Source organism: Paracoccus sp. PAR01 (assembly GCF_014851995.1).
In the GTDB taxonomy this organism is placed as follows: domain Bacteria; phylum Pseudomonadota; class Alphaproteobacteria; order Rhodobacterales; family Rhodobacteraceae; genus Paracoccus; species Paracoccus litorisediminis.
The window spans coordinates 652,208-671,836 of record NZ_JACVAW010000001.1 but is presented as its reverse complement, the minus strand read 5'-3'; the positions used below and the strand labels follow the sequence as shown (position 1 = coordinate 671,836).

The following is a 19,629-nucleotide window of genomic DNA, read 5'->3' as shown; positions in this document are numbered from 1 at the left end:
CGGTCAGGGAAGCTCGCGCGCGAAAGGAATGCTGGCCATGAATACCCATGTGAAGGCTCTGGTGGTCGGAGGCGGCGCGGTCGGCTGCGGGATCGCGTTGCATCTGGCGCGCGCTGGCTGGGACACCATGCTGGTTGAGCGCGATGAACTGACCGCGGGCTCGACATGGCATGCGGCGGGGCTGCTACCCTTGTTCAACATGGGCTATGCGACCGGCCATATCCACGACTACTCGGTCAAGCTTTATGCCGGGCTTGAGGCCGAGACCGGGCTGAATGCTGGGTTTACCCGCTGCGGCAACCTGCGCATGGCCCAGACCGACGCGCGGATGGACGAATACCAACTGTATTCTGCCACCGCCGAGACCATCGGGGTCGAGCATGAGTTTCTGACACCCGCGCAGATCAAGGAGCGCTGGCCGCTGGTCCGCACCGAAGATCTGAAAGGCGCGCTGTTCCACCCGACCGACGGCTATATCAACCCTGCCGACGTGACGCAGGCGATGGCCAAGGGCGCCCGCATGGCTGGCGCGCGGATCGAGCGGCGGATTCAGGTCAATGGCTATCTGTGGACCGGTGACGAATGGATCGTCACCTGCGAGCGCATGGTGGAAAAGGGCGGCAACCTGATCCCCTCGGGCGAGGTGTTCGAGATCCATGCCGAACATGTCGTGACCGCGACCGGCAACCACGCGCAGCGCACGGCGCGGCTGCTGGGCATCAAGATCCCGGCGATTCCCGTGGAACACCAGTATATCGTGACCGAACCCGACCCGGCGCTGGCCGCATGGCGCGCGGCAGGCAATCCGGAACATCCGGTCCTGCGCGATGCGGACGCGAAATGGTATGTGCGCGAGGAGCGCGGTGGCTGGATCCTTGGCCCCTATGAACGCAACGCCCCGGCGCGCTTCCTGTATGACGTGCCCGAAAGCTTCCGCGCCGATCTGTTCCCGCTGGATCTGGAGCGGATCGAGGAAGAATACATGTCGATGATCCACCGGATTCCGACCTCGGAGACGGTGGGTCTGAAGGACGACTTCAACGGCCCGATCTGCTACACGCCGGACGGCAACCCGCTGGTCGGTCCGGCACCCGGCCTGCGCAACATGTGGCTGGCCGAGGGCTTCAGCTTTGGCATCACCGCCGCTGGCGGCGTCGGCCATTACCTTGCCCAGATGATGACGGCGGGCGAGGCCGAGATCGACATGGCCGCCCTTGACCCGCGCCGCTTCGGCGGTTGGACGACCACCGAATATGCCGCGAAAAAGAACGAGGAATGCTATGAGCATGTCTTCGTCCTGCACCATCCCGATGAGGAACGCGAAGCCTGCCGCCCGCTGCGCACCGCCCCTGCCTATGATCGCCAGATCGCGGCAGGCGCGCAGATGGGGCAGGTGAACGGCTGGGAGCGCCCGAACTATTACGCCCCCTCCGGTTTCGACGACCATGCCGCGCGCAGCTTCCGTCGCGGTGGCTGGTGGCAATTTGCGAAAGCCGAGGCCGAGGCGATCCGCCAGACCGCGGGCCTGATCGATGCCAGCGCCTTTGCCAAGCATCGCGTCACCGGTCCCGGCGCGACGGCTTTCCTTGACTGGTTCACCACCAACAAGCTGCCCAAGGTCGGGCGCATCAACCTGACCTATGCCCTGACCGAGACCGGCACCACGCGCACCGAATACACCATCGTCCGGCTGGCCGAGGATGACTATTACCTGATCTCGGCGGGGGCATGGACGGATTACGACTCGGACAACCTGCGAAAGCTGGCCGAGGAGAAGCGCGTCGCATTCGGGCAGGTGATCGTGCAGGACATCACCACGCAATGGGGTGTCTATGCCATTGCCGGGCCGAACAGCCGCAAGATCCTGTCTGAAATCGTGCGCGACGCCGATCCTGCGACCGTCCTTGGCAACAAGCGCTTCCCGTGGCTGACGATGCGCAATATCGAACTGGGCATGTGCCCGGTCCGCGCCATCCGCGTCGCTTATACCGGTGAGCTGGGCTGGGAGCTGCATTACCCGATCGAGTTCGGCCGCTACCTGTGGGACCTGCTGCTGAAGGCTGGCGAAAAGCACGGGCTGAAGCTGGTCGGCGCGCGGGCGCAGAACTGGCTGCGGCAGGAAAAATCCTATCGTGCCTTTGGCACCGAACTGGGCCGAGACGCCACCCCGCTCGAAGCCGGGCTGGACCGCTTCGTCGATCTGGACAAGGACTTCCGTGGCAAGCAGGCGATGCTGGACAAGGGCATTCGCAGCAAATGCGTGACCCTGCTGATCGACGGGCCGGACGACGCCGATCCCTGGGGCCGCGAGGGGCTGTTCCTGGACGGTACCCGCGTCGGGCGGCTGACCTCGGGCGGGTATTCGGCGGCTTTCGGCAAGCAGATCGGCATGGGCTATGTCCGCCCCGATCTGGCCCAGCCGGGGACGAAGCTGAAGGTGCGGATGCAGCTTCAGCTATGGGACGCGGTGGTGACCGAGGACAGTCCCTATGACCCGGAAAACAAGGTGATCCGCATCGACGGGTGACCTGATGCAAAGGCCCGCCCGCAAGCGGGCCTTTTGCGCCACATGCGGGTCGGCTATGCGCCGGGGCTTGGTTGACCCGTTGAAAGACGCGGTATAGGTCCAACGCAAGCGAGGACGACCTCCCCCGTTCACCGGGCTGTTTTTGTTCGGGACGACCCGAGATTTCCGGAGGTCATGATGCGCAAGGTCGGCGATCGCATTCGTCACGCACTCAGCTTTGAAATTCTTGGCCTGCTTATCGCCACGCCGCTGGGCGCGTTGCTTTTTCACATGCCGGTGCATGAGATGGGCGTGGTCGCGCTGGTCGGTGCCACCATCGCGACGACGTGGAATATCATCTATAACTACGTCTTCGACGTGATCTTGCAGCGTTTCACCGGAACGACGCTGAAAAGCGGCGTGGTCCGCATCTTTCACGCGGTCCTGTTCGAGGCGGGTCTGCTGCTGATGCTGCTGCCCTTTGTCATGTGGTATCTGGGCGTCACGTTCTGGCAGGCGCTGGTGATGGATATCTCGTTCGCGGTCTTCTACATGGTCTATGCCTTCGTGTTTAACTGGGCCTATGACCGGATCTTTCCGCTGCCGGAATGGCAGACGGCCTCATCCTCGCAGCGTCTCTAGGCGCCTTTCCAGCTCGGCATGCAGGCTTTGGCGTTCCTCGGGTGACAGGAACGCCCCCAGTTCGATCTCGCGCTTGCCGTCGGTCAGGACAAGGTAGTCCTCGACCGGGCCGTTATGGCGTAAAGCCACGCGGACCCAATAGGGATTGGTCTGCCAGACCCGATCCGGTCTGCCGGGGTCGGAACGCGTCAGGGTCAGACTGCCCCGATCAAGCAACATGACTTCTCGCATGCCCGCGTCGCGATAGCTGCGGCTTATGGCGTGCCACAGTCCCCAGACCGCCAGACCGGCAAAGGGCAGCAACCCCCATAGTTCCGGCGTTCCCAGCAGGGCCAGCAGCGGCAGCGCCAGCCCGGCGGCGGTCAGCGCGATCACCCAGACGAAACCCCGTCGGGGCAGCGACCGATAGGGCCAGACCTCCAGACGAAAAATGGCCCCGGATCGCTCCGGGGCCATGTCTTGCCATTGGTAAGGCATCGCGGGATCAATGCGCGTGGCTGCGATCCCAGTCTTCCTGCTTCGGCAGCGTCTCGAACGTGTGTTCGGGCGGCGGCGAGGGCAGGGTCCATTCCAGCGTATCGGCATGCTCGTTCCAGTAATTCGGGACGTTCACGCGCTGACCCCGGAACAGGGTGTAGAAAACGATGCCGATGAAGAACAGGAACGAGGCGAACGAGATATAGGCCCCGATCGACGAGATGTTGTTCCAATAGGCAAACTCGACCGGATAGTCGATGTAGCGGCGCGGCATGCCCTGACGGCCCAGGAAATGCTGCGGGAAGAAGATCATGTTCGAGCCAAGGAACATCATCCAGAAATGCAGTTTGCCTGCCCATTCCGGGTACTGGCGGCCCGACATCTTGCCGATCCAGTAATAGACCCCGGCAAAGATCGCGAAGACCGCGCCCAGCGACATCACGTAGTGGAAGTGGGCCACGACGTAATAGGTGTCGTGGTAAACGCGGTCGAGCGGGGCTTGCGACAGCACGACGCCGGTCACGCCGCCGACGGTGAACAGGAACAGGAAGCCGAATGCCCAAAGCATCGGCGTCTTGAACTCGATCGAGCCGCCCCACATCGTCGCGATCCACGAGAAGACCTTGATGCCCGTGGGCACGGCGATGGTCATGGTGGCCAGCATGAAATAGCTTTGCTGGGTCAGCGACATGCCGACGGTATACATGTGGTGGGCCCAGACGACGAAGCCCAGGATACCGATCGCGGCCATGGCCAGAACCATCGGCAGATAGCCGAAGATCGGCTTCTTGGCGAAGGTCGAGATGACGTGGCTGATGATGCCAAAGCCCGGCAGGACGATGATGTAGACTTCCGGGTGGCCAAAGAACCACAGGATGTGCTGATACAGGATCGGGTCGCCGCCACCGGCGGGATCAAAGAAATGCGTGCCGAAGTTGCGGTCCATCAACAGCATGGTGATCGCGCCCGCCAGAACCGGCAGGCTCAGCAGGATCAGCCAGGCGGTGATGAAGACCGACCATGCAAACAGCGGCACCTTGAACAAGGTCATGCCCGGCGCGCGCATGTTCAGGAAGGTGGTGATGATGTTGATCGCGCCAAGGATCGACGACGCCCCCGAAACGTGGACGGCAAAGATCGCAAGGTCCATCGAGTAACCGGCCTCGGTCGTCGACAGCGGCGGATACAGCACCCAGCCCACGCCCGAACCCGGCTGGTCGCTTCCCCCCGGAGCAAGCAGCGAGGCGATGCCAAGGCAGACGCCGCAGACATACATCCAGTAGGACAGGTTGTTCAGGCGCGGAAAGGCCATGTCCGGCGCACCCAGGTGCAGCGGCATGAAATAGTTGCCGAAACCGCCGAACAACGCCGGAATCACGACGAAGAACATCATCAGGACGCCGTGATAGGTGATCATCACGTTCCAAAGATGGCCGTTCGGGGTGCATTCCGCCGAAGCGTCGGCGATGAAGCGCGCGCCCTCAAGGCACATGAACTGCACGCCGGGATGCTGCAGTTCCATCCGCATGTAGACGGTGAACGACACCGAGATCAGGCCGACGAGACCGGCCGTGAACAGGTACAGGATACCGATATCTTTGTGATTTGTTGACATGAACCAGCGGGTAAAGAAGCCGCGGGTGTCATGATGGTCTCCGTGGCCGTGAACGGCTGCGTCTGCCATGCTGAACTCCCTAAACATGCGCGGGCCGGCCGTTCGGGGCCGACGGACTCGGCTCAAGTTCTAGAATGAAAAATCTGACCCGGCAATCGCGGCTGCTGCTGCCAAGAGCGTTCCCAAGGGTGACGAGGCACGCTGGGAACGCCCCTGTTGCAGGACCGCGACAGGTCGCGAGGTCAGTTGGTCGCCGGAGCCGCTGCCGGGGCTGCTGCTGCATCCGCTGCGGGGGCCGCACCCGCCTCGGGCGAATGCTGGGCAAGGAACGCAACCACGTCGGCCTGATTCTTGGCCATCTTGAAGGTCATCTTGGTCTTGAGCGTCTTATCCCCGACCTTTTCTTCGACATATTTGTTCGGGTCGGTGATGTAGGCGGCCAGATCATCGGTGGTCCAGACCTCGCCGGCCTCGCCCAGCTTCACCAGCGCGTCGGAATACTTGAAGCCTTCCTGGGTCCCGGCCTTGCGACCGACGACGCCGAACAGGTTCGGGCCGGTCTTGCCGCCCTTGACCACATCCGTGCCGTCGGGCGACTGGATCATGTGGCAGGCCTTGCACTTCTTGAACTCTTTTTCGCCATTCGCGGCGTCCTGAGCCATGGCCGGGGCAGCAAGTGCGACGGCGGCGAGCGTGGCGAAAATGGTCGTCTTCATGGCATTTCCTCTGGGTCGTTGTCCTGAAAGCGGATGGGACCTCTCCCTCCCCCTGATGCGAATTGGCTATCATGGGCGAGGGCGTCAGGATACCGTCAAAAAGTCGCAAGAAGCGTAAAGCTGCTTGTTGGTGCGGGATAAAATCAGCCTTGGATCGGCGGGAAATTCTGCGGAAAGGTCCGCATCAAGGCCACGTCCAGATCGTCCAGCCCGACAGGGTGGCCCAGATCGACAAGGCTGGTCACGCCATGACCCGAGATTCCGCAGGGCACGATGCCCGCATAATGCGTGAGGTCGGGCTCCACGTTGATGGAAATGCCGTGGAAGCTGACCCATTTGCGCAGCTTGACGCCAATGGCCGCGATCTTGTCCTCGCGCATCGTGCCGTCGGGCAGGGCGGCCTTGTCGGGCCGCGCGATCCAGACGCCGACGCGGCCGTCGCGGATTTCGCCCTTCAGGTTGAATTCGGCCAGCGACTGGATCACCCAGTTCTCCAGCGCGGCGACAAAGGCGCGGATGTCGCGCCCGCGGCGGTTCAGGTCCAGCATGACATAGACGATGCGCTGGCCCGGCCCGTGATAGGTATATTGCCCGCCGCGCCCGGCGGCGTGGACCGGAAAGCGCGCATCCAGCAGGTCGGCTGCCTTGGCGCTTGTGCCAGCGGTGTAAAGCGGCGGATGCTCGACCAGCCAGATCAGCTCATCAGCCACGCCCGCGTGAATGGCGGCGGCGCGCGCCTCCATGAAGGCGACGGCGTCGTCGTAATCGGTCAGTCCGGGGGCGGTGATCCATTCGGTCATGGCCGTCATTTGGCGGCAAAGCGCGCCCGCTGCAAGAGGGGCGGCGCTATGATGAATCCTGCTCATCATCATTGTGCGGATGTTGAATTTCACTAAATGACCCTGAACGTCTATAAAGACGGTTCACCTAGCCCGGAATCCGCCATGACCCTGCCTCTTTCGCCTGTCTTCGAAGCCCTGCGCGCGGCTGCCCGCGACCGCATCCTGATTTTGGACGGGGCGATGGGGACGCAGATCCAGCAGCTTGGCTTTGGCGAGGGCGATTTCCTTGGTCATGGCGGCGCCTGCGCCTGCGGCTGTCACCCGCCCGCGCTTGGCGATCATCCCCAGCAGGGCAACAACGACCTGCTGATCCTGACCCAGCCCGAGGCGATCGAGGAAATCCATTACCGCTACGCCAAGGCGGGCGCGGATATCGTGGAAACCAACACCTTCTCCTCGACCACCATCGCGCAGGCTGATTACGGCATGGAGCACGCGGTCTATGACCTGAACTTCCACGGCGCGCGTCTGGTGCGTCAGGCGCTGGACCGCGCCACCGCCGAGGATGGCCGCCCGCGCTGGGTTGCAGGGGCGCTTGGGCCGACCAACCGCACGGCCTCGATCAGCCCGGATGTGAACAATCCGGGTTATCGCGCGGTGACCTTCGATCAACTGCGCATTGCCTATGCCGAGCAGATCCACGGGCTGATCGACGGCGGTGCCGATATCATCCTGATCGAGACGATCTTTGACACGCTGAACGCCAAGGCCGCGATCTTTGCCTGTGAAGAAGTCTTCGCGGAAAAGGGCCTGCGCCTGCCGGTGATGATCTCCGGCACGATCACCGACCTGTCGGGGCGCACGCTTTCGGGCCAGACGCCGACCGCCTTCTGGTATTCGCTGCGCCACGCGACGCCGATCACCATCGGGTTGAACTGCGCCCTTGGTGCCGAGGCGATGCGCCCGCACCTTGCCGAACTTTCGGGCGTCGCGGATACGCTGATCTGCGCCTATCCCAATGCCGGTCTGCCCAACGAAATGGGCCAATATGACGAGTCGCCCGAGGATATGGCCGCCCAAGTCGCCGATTTCGCGCGCGAGGGGCTGGTCAATATCGTCGGCGGTTGCTGCGGCTCGACCCCGGAACATATCGCGGCGATTGCCCGCGCCGTGGCCGATATCCCGCCGCGCGCGCTGCCGGAAATCGAGCCGCGCCTGCGCCTGTCGGGGCTGGAACCCTTCGTCAAGACCGACGAGATCCCCTTCGTGAACGTGGGTGAGCGCACCAACGTCACCGGCTCGGCCCGTTTCCGCAAGTTGATCACCAATGGCGATTTTGCCCCCGCTTTGGATGTCGCCCGCGATCAGGTCGAGAACGGCGCCCAGATCATCGACATCAACATGGACGAAGGCCTGATCGATTCGAAGCAGGCGATGATCGACTACCTGAACCTGATCGCCGCCGAGCCCGACATTGCCCGCGTTCCGGTGATGATCGACAGCTCCAAATGGGAGGTGATCGAGGCCGGGTTGAAATGCGTCCAAGGCAAGCCGGTGGTGAACTCGATCTCGCTGAAGGAAGGCGAGGAGCAGTTCCTGAAACAGGCGGATCTGTGCCGCCGCTACGGTGCCGCCGTCGTGGTCATGGCCTTTGACGAAACCGGGCAGGCTGACACCGAAAACCGCAAGGTCGAGATCTGCGCCCGCGCCTATGACCTGCTGGTGAACAAGGTCGGCTTCCCGCCCGAGGACATTATCTTTGACCCGAACATCTTCGCCGTGGCGACCGGGATCGAGGAACACGACAATTACGGCATGGACTTCATCGGCGCGACCCGGCGGATCACGCAATCGCTGCCCCATGCCCATATCTCGGGCGGGGTCTCGAACCTGTCCTTCAGCTTCCGCGGCAATGAACCCGTGCGCGAGGCGATGCATGCCGTGTTCCTGTATCACGCCATTCAGGCGGGCATGGACATGGGCATCGTCAATGCCGGGCAGCTGGCCGTCTATGACCAGATCGCGGCCGACCTGCGCGAGGCCTGCGAGGATGTGGTCCTGAACCGCAAGCCCGCCAATGGCCGCACGGCCACGGAAAACATGCTGGACATTGCCGAGCGCTTCCGCGGCGAGGGCGGTGCCAAGGCCCGTGAAAAGGACCTCACCTGGCGCGAATGGCCGGTGGCGCAGCGTCTGGCGCATGCGCTGGTCAATGGCATCACCGAATATATCGACGAAGACACCGAGGAAGCCCGCCTGTCGGTCGAGCGTCCGCTGCATGTCATCGAAGGCCCGCTGATGGACGGGATGAACGTCGTCGGTGACCTGTTCGGCGCGGGCAAGATGTTCCTGCCGCAGGTGGTGAAATCTGCCCGCGTGATGAAACAGGCCGTGGCCCATCTGCTGCCCTATATGGAGGCCGAAAAGGCCGAGAAGGGCGGCTCGACCAGCGCTGGCAAGGTGCTGATGGCGACGGTCAAGGGCGATGTCCATGACATCGGCAAGAACATCGTCGGCGTCGTTCTGGCCTGCAACAATTACGAAATCATCGACCTTGGCGTCATGGTTCCGGCAGCCAAGATCCTTGAGATCGCCAAGGCTGAAAACGTCGACATCATCGGCCTTTCGGGCCTGATCACGCCGTCTCTGGATGAGATGGTGCATGTCGCAGCCGAGATGGAGCGTGAGGGCTTCGACATTCCGCTGCTGATCGGCGGCGCGACGACAAGCCGCGTGCATACCGCCGTGAAAATCCACCCCCGCTATGCCAAGGGGCAGACGGTCTACGTCACTGACGCCAGCCGCGCCGTGGGCGTGGTGGGCAGCCTGCTTTCCGGCCAGAAGACCGCCTATGTCGACACCATCCGCACCGAATATGCCGATGTGGCGAACAAGCATGCTCGCGCCGAGGCCGAGAAGAAGCGCCTGCCGCTGGCCTCGGCCCGCGACAATGCTGTCAAGATCGACTGGACCGGCTATGAGGCCAAGACCCCGGAATTCCTTGGGTCAAAGGTGATCGACGATTTCGATCTGGCCGAGATCGCGCGCTATATCGACTGGACCCCGTTCTTCCAGACATGGGAGCTGAAGGGCGTCTATCCCCGCATCCTGCAGGACGAGAAACAGGGCGAAGTCGCGCGGCAACTGTTCGCCGATGCGCAGGCCATGCTGAAGCGCATCATCGATGAGAAATGGTTCCAGCCCCGCGCCGTCATCGGCTTCTGGCCAGCGAACCGGCTGGGTGACGATATCCGCCTGTTCACTGCGGACGACCGCGAACAGGAACTGGCGACGCTGCACACCCTGCGCCAGCAGATCGCCAAGCGCGACGGGCGTCCGAACGTGGCCATGGCCGATTTCGTCGCGCCCGAAGGTGCCCGCGACTATGTCGGCGGTTTCGTCGTGACGGCGGGGGGCGAGGAGCAGGCCATCGCCAACCGCTACAAGGCCGCGCATGACGATTTCTCGGCCATTCTGGTGCAGGCACTGGCCGACCGCTTCGCCGAGGCCTTGGCCGAGATGATGCATGAGCGCGTCCGCAAGCAATACTGGGGCTACTCGACTGAGGATTTCGCCCCCGAGGAGTTGATCGGCGAACCCTATCCCGGCATCCGTCCCGCGCCCGGCTATCCGGCCCAGCCCGACCATACGGAAAAGCTGACCCTGTTCCGGTTGCTGGACGCCACGGCGGCCACCGGGGTCGAGTTGACCGAATCGATGGCGATGTGGCCCGGTTCCTCGGTTTCCGGCCTCTATCTGGGCCATCCCGACGCCTATTACTTCGGCGTGGCCAAGGTCGAGCACGATCAGGTGCTGGACTATGCCGCGAGGAAGGGCATGACCGTTTCCGAGGCCGAACGCTGGCTGGCCCCGATCCTCAACTACATTCCGCAAGCTGCCGTGGCGGCGGAATGAAAGAACTTCGCGGCGGCTGCAAAAGACCCCTTTTCATCCGCCGCGCAACCGTCTAAGAGGCGCTTGCTACGAAGATGCGGTCGTGGCGGAATTGGTAGACGCGCAGCGTTGAGGTCGCTGTTCCTTAACCGGAGTGGAAGTTCGAGTCTTCTCGACCGCACCAAAGCAATGAAAGCCGTGCAGCCTTGAATGGCTGCGCGGCTTTCGTCTTTTTCGCGATCATGACAAGGCTGCGACAAAGAAATGGCACGTTTGCGCCAGTGCCGTGACGGCATCCGGGTGCTGTCGATTGCTTGGGCGCGGACCTGCCCGAATCCCCGATTGCGGGCCCGCGCAAAACCCCAGCCACATGAACGGCTTGGATGCCAAAGCGCATTCCTGCAGTGGCGTAAGATGCGCAGCCGGCCAAGGGCCTCTGCCCGATTTTGGGGCAGGCTTGGGCCGCTGCACAACATCTGCACATGCCAGTTGCCATACCGCATCGCCCCCGCTTAGGCTTGAATTGCGGAAAACAAGAACCACGAGAAACAGGGAGTCCCGCATTTGGCAGTCGCAGCCGGTAACGACGCATTCGTCGTCTTCGATCATGTGCAGAAAAGCTATGACGGTCAGACCCTTGTCGTGAAGGATCTGAACCTCAGCATCGGCAAGGGCGAGTTCCTGACGATGCTGGGGCCCTCGGGATCGGGCAAGACCACCTGCCTGATGATGCTGGCAGGCTTCGAGACCGCGACTCATGGCGAAATCCGCCTGAACGGGCGCAACATCAACGACGTGCCGCCGCATAAGCGCGGCATTGGCATGGTGTTCCAAAGCTATGCGCTGTTCCCGCACATGACCGTGGGCGAGAACCTGTCCTTCCCGCTGGAAGTGCGCGGCATGAACTCGTCCGAGCGCAATACCCGCGTCGCCCGCGCGCTGGACATGGTGCAGATGTCGAAATTTGCCGCCCGCCGTCCGGCCCAGCTTTCGGGTGGCCAGCAGCAGCGGATCGCCTTGGCCCGGGCGCTGGTCTTTGACCCGGAACTGGTGCTGATGGACGAGCCGCTTGGCGCGCTGGACAAGCAGCTGCGCGAGCATATGCAGTATGAGATCAAGGCGCTGCATGACCGGCTGGGCATCACGGTCGTCTATGTGACCCATGACCAGGGCGAGGCGCTGACCATGTCGGACCGCATCGCTGTCTTCAACGATGGCCGCATCCAGCAACTGGCCCCGCCTCCGGTGCTGTATGAAAAGCCCGAGAACAGCTTCGTCGCGGGCTTCATCGGTGAAAACAACGCGCTGCAGGGCAATATCGAGCAGCTCGAAGGCGGCAAGGCGCTGGTGCGGCTGGGCAATGGGGATCTGATCGACGCGACTCCGGGGAATATCTGCGAAATCGGCAAGCCCACCACCGTCTCGATCCGGCCCGAGCGGATCGAGTTCAAGCCCAGCCTGATGCCCGCCGGCGCCCATACGCTGGAGGCCGAGGTCAAGGACGTGGTCTATATGGGCGACATCCTGCGGGCGCGGCTGAAGGTGGCGGGTCACGACAATTTTGTCATGAAATACCGCAACACGCTGGGGCAGGTGAAGCTCTCCCCCGGTGAGACGATCCGCATCGGCTGGCATCCCGAAGATGCCCGCGCGCTGGACCCGGTCTGATTTTCAACAAGAATTTTCTATCCAATGTGAGGGAGCACTACATGAAACGGACGCTCATCCTGACCTCGGCGCTGGTGGCGATTGCCTCGGGTGCCTATGCTCAGGACAAGGAAGTGAACCTGCTGAGCTGGGGCGGCGCCTATGGCAACAGCCATGTCGAGGCCTATGCCAAGCCGTTCGAGGCCAAGACCGGCATCAAGGTCAAGGTCGCCGATGCCGACAACCCGGCCACCCCGATCAAGGCGCAGGTCGAGGCGGGCAACGTGTCCACCGACGTGGCCTCGGTCGAATATGCCGATGCCGTGCGCCTGTGCGACGAGGGCCTGCTTGAGCCGATCGACGCCTCGATCCTGGTCCCGGCCGCTGATGGCACCGCCGCCTCGGCCGATTTCATCGAGGGCGCGGTGACGGATTGCTTTGTCGGCACCGATGTCTATTCGATGATCCTGGCCTATGACGACAGCAAGTTCGCGGATGCCAAGCCCAGCGGTGCCGCCGATTTCTTCGACACCGCCAAGTTCCCCGGCAAGCGCACCATGCGCAAGGGTGCCAAGTTCAATCTGGAATTCGCGCTGATGGCCGATGGCGTCCCCGCCGCCGAGGTCTATCAGGTTCTGGGCACGCCCGAGGGCGTCGACCGCGCCTTCAAGAAGCTCGACAGCATCAAGAAGGACGTGATCTGGTGGGAAGCCGGCGCGCAGCCGCCGCAGCTTCTGGCCGATGGCGAGGTCAGCATGGCCTATGCCTTCAACGGCCGGATTTTCAACGCCGCGCAGGGCGAGGGCAAGCCCTTCAAGATCGTCTGGGACGGCCAGATCTATGAGATGGAAGGCTGGGTGATCCCGAAAGGCGCGCCGAACCTTGAAGCAGCCAAGGAATTTGTCGCCTTCTCGACCTCGCCCGAGCCGCAGGCCCGCGCTGCCGAGTTCATCAGCTACGGCCCGCCGCGCAAATCGGCTGCCGCGCTGGTCGGCAATATCAACGGCACCGACGTTCCGATGGGTCCGAACCTGCCGACCACCGCCGACAACATGAAGGCGGCGCTGGGTTCCAACCTCGACTTCTGGGTCGATCACGATGCCGAGCTGAACGAGCGTTTCAACGCCTGGCTCGCCAGCTGATTTTTTGGCCGCGGCGGCAGGTTCGCCGCGGCCTTTTCTGCACCCGCCGGGTGTCAAAAATCACGGCCAAAGAGCCGGATACGCAAACAGGGAGTTAAGAAAGCCATGAGAAGAACACTGATTCTGACTTCGGCCCTCTGCGGTCTGGCCTTTGCGGCCCAGGCCCAGAACAAGGAGGTGAACGTCGTCTCCTGGGGTGGCGCCTATGAGAAGTCGCAGGTCGAAGCCTATAACAAGCCCTTCGCCGAAAAGACCGGCATCAAGGTCAACATGATCGCCGCCGACAACCCGGCCACGCCGCTCAAGGCGCAGGTCGAGGCCAAGAACGTCACCGGCGACGTCTTTGACATCGAGGTTTCGGACGCGATCCGCCTGTGCGACGAAGGTGCGCTGGTCGAGATCGACCCGGCATCGCTGCCCGCCGCGCCCGACGGGACCACTGCTGCCGATGACTTCCTGCCCGGCGCGCTGCAGGATTGCGCGGTCGCGAACATCTACTGGGGCACGGTCATCGCCTTTGACACCACGAAGTTCGCGGATACGAAACCGTCGACCGCCGCCGATTTCTTCGACACGACCAAGTTCCCCGGCAAGCGCGGCCTGCCCAAGAACCCCAAGCGCACCCTGTATCTGGCGCTGATCGCCGATGGTGTCGCGCCCGACAAGGTCTATGAGACGCTCTCAACCCCCGAAGGCGTCGCGCAGGCCTTCAAGAAACTCGACACGATCAAGAAAGATGTCGTCTGGTGGGAAGCGGGCGCGCAGCCCGTGCAGCTGCTCGCCGATGGCGAGGTGGTGATGGCCACCGGCTATAACGGTCGCTTCTTCGACGCCATGGTCGGCGAGGGCAAGCCCTTCGAGATCATCTGGGACGGGCAGTACATGGACATGGACATGTTCGCCATTCCCAAGGACGCGCCGAACCCCGAAGCCGCGATGGAATACCTGAAATTCGCGACCGACACCCAGCGTCTGGCCGATCAGGCAAAATACATCGCCTATGGCCCGGCGCGCAAAAGCTCGGCGGCGCTGGTCGGCATGTACCAGGACGGCAAGACCGAGATGGCCCCGCATATGCCGACCGTCGCGGATCACATGAAGACCGCCGTCATGGATGACCCGGAATTCTGGGCCGACCACAACGCCGAGCTGACCGAGCAGTTCAACTCCTGGCTGGCGGCAAGCTGACCCAATTCCGCCGCCGTCCATTCCGGGCGGCGGCGCCCTTCGACCGACTGACGACCTTTGAAGGACCAGGATGGCCAAAGCCCTTGACCCCCATGCCGCGATCGTGACCGAGGCCGTCGGCCTTCTGCCCGAGGGCACGCTGCAGACCGCCGACGGACAGCCGCTTTCCCGCGCTTTGGCGCGCAGCTCGCGCCGGGCGCGGCGGCGGGCCTTTCTGCTGGTGCTGCCGCTGCTGGCCTTTATCCTGCTCACCTTCGTGTTGCCGATCGGCCAGATGCTGCAACGCTCGATCAAGAATGACGGTTTTTCCGCGAACATGCCGCAGCTGAGCGCTTGGTTCGATGCCAACCCGCGCGGCACCGAACCCGATGAGGCGGCATGGGGCGCGCTGGCTGCCGATCTGCAGGCCGCGGCCGAGGCCAAGACCATCGGCGTGGTCGGCACGCGGATCAATTACGACATGGCGGGCACGCGTTCACTGTTCACCGGGGCGGGCCGCAAGGTCAGGGACGGGCTTGAGCCGCCCTATCGTGACGCGATACTGGACATCGACCAGAAATGGGGCGACCCCCGGCTGTGGTCGGTGATGCGCGAGGCGTCCTCGCCCTATACCGGCAACTTCTATCTGGCCGCGATGGACCGGACGCGGGACGACAACGGCAATATCGTGCAGGTGGCCGAGCAGCAGCGGATTTACCTCAAGCTGTTCCTGCGCACCTTCTGGTTGTCGCTGATCATCACCTGCACGACGTTCCTGCTGGGCTTTCCGATCGCGCATCTGCTGGCGACCTTGCCGATGCGCAAGTCGAACCTGCTGATGATCCTTGTCCTGCTGCCCTTCTGGACCTCGCTGCTGGTCCGGACCACGGCCTGGATGGTGCTGTTGCAGCAGCAGGGCGTGGTGAACGATATCCTCGTCTGGTTGGGGGTGATCCGCGACGATCAGCGCTTGCAGATGATCTTCAACCAGACCGGCACGATCATCGCCATGACCCATATCCTGCTGCCGTTCATGATCCTGCCGCTTTATTCGGTGATGCGCACGATCAATCCGTCCTATGTCCGCGCCGCGCGTTCGCTGGGCGCGACCAGCTGGACCGCCTTCCGTCGGATCTATTTCCCGCAAACCCTGCCGGGATTGGGGGCAGGGGCGCTGTTGGTCTTCATCCTTGCGGTCGGCTATTACATCACGCCTGCCTTGGTCGGCGGCTCGTCCGGGCAGCTGATCTCGAACATGATCGCGATGCATATGACGCAGACGCTGAACTGGTCGCTGGCGGCGGCGCTGGCCACATTGCTGCTGGGCGGGGTGCTGATCCTGTACTGGGTCTATGACCGCCTTGTCGGCATCGACAATCTGAAACTGGGGTAATCGACATGGCGCTTCCAACCTATGCGACCAAGCTGGAGCGGGCCTGGCACTACGCTTATCTCGCGATCTGCGCGGCGATCTTCTTCTTTCTGATCGCGCCGATCGTCGTGGTCATCCCGCTGAGCTTCAACGCCGAGCCCTATTTCACCTTCACCGACAAGATGCTGTCCTTTGACCCGACGGGTTATTCGATGCGCTGGTATGACAGCCTGCTGACCTTCGGCATGGTCAAGCCCGAGGCTCCACGTGATCTGAGCTGGTGGGCGGATGTCTGGCAGAACGCGAAATGGGTGCAGGCGGCGAAAAGCTCGATGATCATCGGCTTCTTCGCGACGATCGTGGCGACGGTGCTGGGGACGCTGGCGGCACTGGGGCTGTCACGGCCGGAAATGCCCTATCGCCGGGTGATCATGGCAATCCTGATCTCGCCGATGATCGTGCCGATCATCATCACGGCGACGGGGATGTTCTTCTTTTACTCGAACCCCTGCGAGCCACTGACCTGGATCGGGCTGAACCCGCAATGCGGCAGGCTTGCCGGGACCTATCTGGGCGTGATTCTGGCCCATGCGACTCTGGGTATCCCCTTTGTCATCATCACGGTGACGGCGACGCTGGTCGGGTTCGATCAGTCGTTGTCGCGGGCGGCGGCCAGCCTTGGCGCCAACCCACGCACGACGTTTTTCCGCGTGATCATGCCGCTGATCCTGCCCGGCGTGATCTCGGGCGCGCTGTTTGCCTTTGTCACCTCGTTCGATGAGGTTGTGGCGGTCCTGTTCATCGCCGGCCCCGACCAGCAGACCATTCCGCGTCAGATGTGGAACGGCATCCGTGAGCAGATCTCACCCGCGATCCTAGCCGTGGCGACGCTGCTGGTGATCTTCTCGGTCGCGCTGCTGACGGTGGTGGAACTGCTGCGCCGCCGGTCCGAGCGGCTGCGGGGCGTCACGCCGCATTGAGCGGCTCACACCCCGGCCCTGAACCCGCCGCCCGAGGGGCGCGGCGTTTTCATGGCGGTCGCAGCTTCTTCGTTTCCGAAATACCCCCGCCGGAGGCCGCTGCTGGTGCCGCCCGGACCGTCCGCCCGCCGCAGCGCGCCTGCCTCTATGGCAGGACCGAGATCCAGAACCAGATTGTCAGCATCGACAAGGCGGTCGAGACCAGCACCGTCGAGGCTGCGACTCGTTTCGCGGAATTGTAGATCGCCGCGAACAGATAGGCATTCACCCCCGGCGCCATGCTGGCGGTGATCACGGCGGAACGCATCGCCTCGGTCGGCAGCTTGAACATCAGCCCCAGCCCATAGGTGGTGACCGGATGGATCACCAGCGAGCAGATGCAGCAGAGTGCGATGGCAGTGCTGTCGCCCTCGGGGCGGTAGCGATAAAGAACGCCGCCCAGACCGAACAGCGCCGCGGGCAGCGCCGCGCGGGCCATCATGTCGGCGGCGGCCCAGAAGCCCTCGGGCATGACCAACCCGGCGCTGAGCAGGACATTCATCACCGCGCCGCTGAGAATCCCCAGGATCAGCGGCGTATGCAGAACGCCCGACAGCGCTCGCATCGCGATCTGGCCGACGCGCAGGCTTTGGCCGCGCGCGCGGGTGATCTCCATCATGGTGATGCCAAAGGTGTAAAGCAGTGGCGAATGGATCGCGATAATGGCGACGTTGCCGGCCAGCGCCTCATGCCCGTAGGCGCGTTCCATGATCGGAATGCCCAGCAGCAGCGAGTTCGAGAACAGGCAGCAGAAGCCGATCGCCACCGCATCCTCGGGGCTGCGCTTGAGATAGAACCGCGAGACGCCCCAGCCTAGGAAATAGGACAGGAACGCCCCGGTATAAAAGGCGATCCACATGCCAAGGTTGAAGTTCGCCGCCAGATCCAGCCGCGCCACATTGGTGAACAGCAGCACCGGCACCGCGAAGTTCTGGGCAAATCGCATCAGCCCGTCGACGGCGACCTCGGTGAACATCTTTCGCCAGGCAACCAGATAGCCAAAGCCGATGACGATGAAGACCGGAAGAATGACGTCGAAAAGAATGGTCATGTCAGATGTAGCACCAGTCCATCATGAGCAGGGATGACATTGTCCGGCGTCTCGGCCATGACATCGTCGTAATCGAGATCGATATGCATGTTGGTGATCACGCCATGGGCGCAGCCAGAGCGTGCGATCCAGTCCAGCGTCAGCGCCAGATGGGCATGGCTGGGATGCGGCTTGCGGCGCAAGCCGTCGCAAATGAAGGTCTGCGCGCCGATGATCGCGGGCCAGGCCGCCTCGGGGATGTCCTTGACATCGGGCAGATAGACCAGCCCGCCGCGATCGGCGGGAATGCGGAATCCCAGCGCCTCGGTATCGCCGTGATCGACCTCGAACGGGATCAGTTCCAGCGCGCCGCCCGCGCCGGTGATGCGGATCGGCCCCTCGATCAGATGCATCTGGCAGATCGGCGGATAGGAGGAACCGGGCGGCGTCTCGAACACATAACCGAAGCGCTGCATCAGTGCTGCGGCGGTGCGCGCATCGGCATGGACCGGCATGCGCTTGCCCATGTTGAAGACGATCTGGCGCAGATCGTCGATGCCGTGGATATGGTCGGCATGGGCATGGGTATAGACGACGGCGTCCAGCTCTCCGATGCCGGCATCCAGAAGTTGCGGCACCAGGTCCGGGCCGGTGTCGATCAGGACGCGCGTCACCCCCATCGGTCCTTCGCGCTCCAGCAGCAGCGCGCAGCGGCGGCGGCGGTTGCGGGGGTTCTGCGGATCGCACTCACCCCAGCGGTTGCCCAGCCGCGGCACGCCGCCCGATGAGCCACAGCCAAGGATCATGGCTCGGATCATGCAGCGGCCTTGGCGAACAGGCGGTCGAAATTCGCGGTGGTCTGGGCGCGGAACTCGGCCTCGGACAGTCCCAATGCCTCGGCCCCGATCCGGGCGGTATGGACGACATGCGCGGGTTCGTTGCGCTTGCCGCGATAGGGCGGGGGGGCCAGATAGGGCGCGTCGGTTTCGACCAGAATGCGGTCGAGGGGGGCGGCGGCGAAGATCTCGCGGATCTCGGTCGAGCGCGGGAAGGCGGCGATCCCCGACATGGACAGGTAAAAGCCCAGATCCAGCGCGGCGCGGGCCAGTTCCGGGCCGCTGGTATAGCAATGCATCACGCAGTCGAAGGCCCCAATGCGGTGCTCCTCGGTCAGGATACGGGTCATGTCGGCATCCGCGTCGCGCGAATGGATGATCAGCGGCAGACCGGTGCGTCGCGCGGCCTCGATATGGATGCGCAGGCTTTCGGCCTGAATGATCGCGCTTTCGGCGGTGTAATGGTAATCAAGGCCCGTCTCGCCGATGCCGACGAATTTCGGGTGACGCGCCAGCAGGACCAGTTCCTCGACCGCGACCAGAGGTTCCTCGGCGGCATACATCGGATGCGTGCCCGCGGCATAGAAGACACCTTCATGCGCCTCGGCCAAAGCGCGGACGGCGGGTTCGTTCTGCAGGCGGGTGCAGATCGTGACCATGCGGCGCACGCCAAGTGCATTGGCGCGGGCGATCAGTTCGGCCTGTTGGCCTTGGAAATCGGGGAAGTCCAGATGGCAGTGGCTGTCGACAAGCTCGGGCAAAGCGGGGGTTTCGGACATCGGAC

Annotated in this window: 15 protein-coding genes and 1 tRNA gene; 9 read left to right on the top strand and 7 right to left on the bottom strand. The window is 63.3% G+C overall.

The features are described from left to right. Positions 1 to 37: 37 nt before the first annotated feature. A complete protein-coding gene (locus tag IB235_RS03430; RefSeq protein WP_192335555.1) occupies positions 38 to 2,527 on the top strand; it encodes an FAD-dependent oxidoreductase in 2,490 nt (829 codons plus the stop codon). A 177-nt stretch (positions 2,528 to 2,704) separates the two neighbouring features. Then, a complete protein-coding gene (locus tag IB235_RS03425) occupies positions 2,705 to 3,148 on the top strand; it encodes a PACE efflux transporter (RefSeq protein ID WP_192335553.1) in 444 nt (147 codons plus the stop codon). On the opposite strand, the gene IB235_RS03420 is transcribed toward IB235_RS03425, so the two are convergent. The 4 genes from IB235_RS03420 to lipB form a co-directional block, all read right to left on the bottom strand. After that, on the bottom strand, positions 3,128 to 3,625 hold the full coding sequence (locus IB235_RS03420; protein WP_192335551.1) for a DUF2244 domain-containing protein: 498 nt from the start codon (positions 3,623 to 3,625) through the stop codon (positions 3,128 to 3,130). The two genes, IB235_RS03425 and IB235_RS03420, sit on opposite strands and share 21 nt — an antisense overlap. 7 nt (positions 3,626 to 3,632) lie before the next feature. Further along, positions 3,633 to 5,309, bottom strand: coding sequence for a cytochrome c oxidase subunit I (gene ctaD / locus IB235_RS03415; RefSeq protein WP_155038190.1), 1,677 nt, complete (start codon positions 5,307 to 5,309; stop codon positions 3,633 to 3,635). Between the two features lie 173 nt (positions 5,310 to 5,482). After that, positions 5,483 to 5,956 (bottom strand): cytochrome c family protein, encoded by a 474-nt coding sequence (locus IB235_RS03410; protein WP_155038189.1) that lies wholly within the window; start codon positions 5,954 to 5,956, stop codon positions 5,483 to 5,485. A gap of 143 nt (positions 5,957 to 6,099) precedes the next feature. Next, complete coding sequence (lipB, locus tag IB235_RS03405; RefSeq protein WP_370576832.1) at positions 6,100 to 6,828, bottom strand: lipoyl(octanoyl) transferase LipB; 729 nt, start codon at positions 6,826 to 6,828, stop codon at positions 6,100 to 6,102. Positions 6,829 to 6,900: 72 nt separating this feature from the next. Here lipB and metH point away from each other — a divergent pair, with 72 nt between their 5' ends. From metH to IB235_RS03370, 7 genes are all read left to right on the top strand, one after another. Beyond that, the gene (gene metH / locus IB235_RS03400; RefSeq protein WP_192335547.1) at positions 6,901 to 10,653 is read left to right on the top strand and encodes a methionine synthase; all 3,753 of its coding nucleotides are present in this window, start codon (positions 6,901 to 6,903) and stop codon (positions 10,651 to 10,653) included. A gap of 76 nt (positions 10,654 to 10,729) precedes the next feature. Then, positions 10,730 to 10,816 (top strand) — tRNA-Leu (locus tag IB235_RS03395). Positions 10,817 to 11,196: 380 nt separating this feature from the next. Then, positions 11,197 to 12,300 (top strand): ABC transporter ATP-binding protein, encoded by a 1,104-nt coding sequence (locus IB235_RS03390; RefSeq protein WP_155038186.1) that lies wholly within the window; start codon positions 11,197 to 11,199, stop codon positions 12,298 to 12,300. Between the two features lie 41 nt (positions 12,301 to 12,341). Further along, on the top strand, positions 12,342 to 13,421 hold the full coding sequence (locus IB235_RS03385; RefSeq protein WP_192335545.1) for an ABC transporter substrate-binding protein: 1,080 nt from the start codon (positions 12,342 to 12,344) through the stop codon (positions 13,419 to 13,421). A gap of 105 nt (positions 13,422 to 13,526) precedes the next feature. Beyond that, on the top strand, positions 13,527 to 14,609 hold the full coding sequence (locus tag IB235_RS03380) for an ABC transporter substrate-binding protein (protein WP_192335543.1): 1,083 nt from the start codon (positions 13,527 to 13,529) through the stop codon (positions 14,607 to 14,609). 70 nt (positions 14,610 to 14,679) lie between these two features. After that, on the top strand, positions 14,680 to 15,981 hold the full coding sequence (locus tag IB235_RS03375; RefSeq protein ID WP_192335541.1) for an ABC transporter permease: 1,302 nt from the start codon (positions 14,680 to 14,682) through the stop codon (positions 15,979 to 15,981). 5 nt (positions 15,982 to 15,986) lie between these two features. Next, positions 15,987 to 16,940, top strand: a complete 954-nt coding sequence (locus tag IB235_RS03370) for an ABC transporter permease (protein WP_192335539.1) — start codon at positions 15,987 to 15,989, stop codon at positions 16,938 to 16,940. 145 nt (positions 16,941 to 17,085) lie between these two features. Here the strand turns inward: IB235_RS03370 and IB235_RS03365 are convergent, their stop codons facing one another. Genes IB235_RS03365 through IB235_RS03355 form a run of 3 tightly spaced genes read right to left on the bottom strand, consistent with a single transcriptional unit; the run spans position 17,086 to position 19,624 of the window. Beyond that, entirely contained in the window at positions 17,086 to 18,030 is a 945-nt protein-coding gene (locus tag IB235_RS03365; RefSeq protein WP_155038181.1) for an AEC family transporter, read from the bottom strand. Beyond that, on the bottom strand, positions 18,027 to 18,827 hold the full coding sequence (locus IB235_RS03360) for an MBL fold metallo-hydrolase (RefSeq protein ID WP_192335537.1): 801 nt from the start codon (positions 18,825 to 18,827) through the stop codon (positions 18,027 to 18,029). Before IB235_RS03360 ends, IB235_RS03365 begins: the two co-directional genes overlap by 4 nt. Further along, on the bottom strand, positions 18,824 to 19,624 hold the full coding sequence (locus IB235_RS03355; protein WP_155038179.1) for a TatD family hydrolase: 801 nt from the start codon (positions 19,622 to 19,624) through the stop codon (positions 18,824 to 18,826). Before IB235_RS03355 ends, IB235_RS03360 begins: the two co-directional genes overlap by 4 nt. Positions 19,625 to 19,629: the final 5 nt, after the last annotated feature.

Excerpts from the sequence above, each read along its gene's own strand:
- IB235_RS03355 (WP_155038179.1), bottom strand. The coding sequence starts at position 19,624 with ATGTCCGAAACCCCCGCTTTGCCCGAGCTTGTCGACAGCCACTGCCAT.
- IB235_RS03410 (WP_155038189.1), bottom strand. The coding sequence starts at position 5,956 with ATGAAGACGACCATTTTCGCCACGCTCGCCGCCGTCGCACTTGCTGCC.
- IB235_RS03360 (WP_192335537.1), bottom strand. The coding sequence starts at position 18,827 with ATGATCCGAGCCATGATCCTTGGCTGTGGCTCATCGGGCGGCGTGCCG.
- lipB (WP_370576832.1), bottom strand. The coding sequence starts at position 6,828 with ATGATGATGAGCAGGATTCATCATAGCGCCGCCCCTCTTGCAGCGGGC.
- IB235_RS03365 (WP_155038181.1), bottom strand. The coding sequence starts at position 18,030 with ATGACCATTCTTTTCGACGTCATTCTTCCGGTCTTCATCGTCATCGGC.
- IB235_RS03420 (WP_192335551.1), bottom strand. The coding sequence starts at position 3,625 with ATGCCTTACCAATGGCAAGACATGGCCCCGGAGCGATCCGGGGCCATT.
- IB235_RS03370 (WP_192335539.1), top strand. The coding sequence starts at position 15,987 with ATGGCGCTTCCAACCTATGCGACCAAGCTGGAGCGGGCCTGGCACTAC.
- ctaD (WP_155038190.1), bottom strand. The coding sequence starts at position 5,309 with ATGGCAGACGCAGCCGTTCACGGCCACGGAGACCATCATGACACCCGC.
- IB235_RS03375 (WP_192335541.1), top strand. The coding sequence starts at position 14,680 with ATGGCCAAAGCCCTTGACCCCCATGCCGCGATCGTGACCGAGGCCGTC.
- IB235_RS03380 (WP_192335543.1), top strand. The coding sequence starts at position 13,527 with ATGAGAAGAACACTGATTCTGACTTCGGCCCTCTGCGGTCTGGCCTTT.
- IB235_RS03430 (WP_192335555.1), top strand. The coding sequence starts at position 38 with ATGAATACCCATGTGAAGGCTCTGGTGGTCGGAGGCGGCGCGGTCGGC.
- IB235_RS03385 (WP_192335545.1), top strand. The coding sequence starts at position 12,342 with ATGAAACGGACGCTCATCCTGACCTCGGCGCTGGTGGCGATTGCCTCG.
- IB235_RS03425 (WP_192335553.1), top strand. The coding sequence starts at position 2,705 with ATGCGCAAGGTCGGCGATCGCATTCGTCACGCACTCAGCTTTGAAATT.
- metH (WP_192335547.1), top strand. The coding sequence starts at position 6,901 with ATGACCCTGCCTCTTTCGCCTGTCTTCGAAGCCCTGCGCGCGGCTGCC.